Raw genomic sequence first — 531 nt, 5'->3', positions numbered from 1 at the left:
AGGAGGCTGCCATTATGGCTACKACCCTCAACCMGWCTCACCCGTTACTTACCRTCCCKTTTGATGSCGACASYGATTTCACCATCCTTGCSGAYYAYTGCCAYCAGCTTGCCGAAGCTCAGGCRGAAWGCCTCGATCCGGCRCTGCGCATGGCGCTGTGCGGMCGCNTTTCCGCSGTGTTTGCACTGCTSAAACCMCAGCTGAACGAGCCRATCCCGCCGGAACAGCAGGCGMGTTTTACCGTCGATACCCTGCCCACTCACGTACCTCAGTTTGCTCCCGATTCCGATACCCTCGGCGAATACTGCGCAGCGCTGGCCCAGGTATTACTTTGCCGCAGCGTACCGCCACAACAGGAAGAACCGCTGCGCTGGCTGCTGGCGGATTTAATGGCGTATCTGGCGGAGGAAATTAATGCGCCGCGCTGGATCCGCACAGAAGACGGGGTGAGCGTTATTGATGACGTGACAGGGTAACGTTTTCGCGCCCTGCTAAGCTGAGATCATGTCCGCTTTATGCCAGAGGCGGACA

The 531-nt window shown here is 58.5% G+C and carries 1 protein-coding gene; it reads left to right on the top strand.

All coding sequences use genetic code 11. The features are described from left to right. The first annotated feature begins 176 nt into the window (after positions 1-176). Entirely contained in the window at positions 177-476 is a 300-nt protein-coding gene (locus QRD42_RS14335; RefSeq protein ID WP_321987437.1) for a hypothetical protein, read from the top strand. The last annotated feature ends 55 nt before the right edge of the window (positions 477-531 follow it).

The sequence above is a fragment of the Enterobacter sp. PGRG2 genome, from assembly GCF_030291195.1.
Taxonomy (GTDB): domain Bacteria; phylum Pseudomonadota; class Gammaproteobacteria; order Enterobacterales; family Enterobacteriaceae; genus Enterobacter_D.
This window is presented reverse-complemented; position numbering and strand designations above follow the sequence as displayed.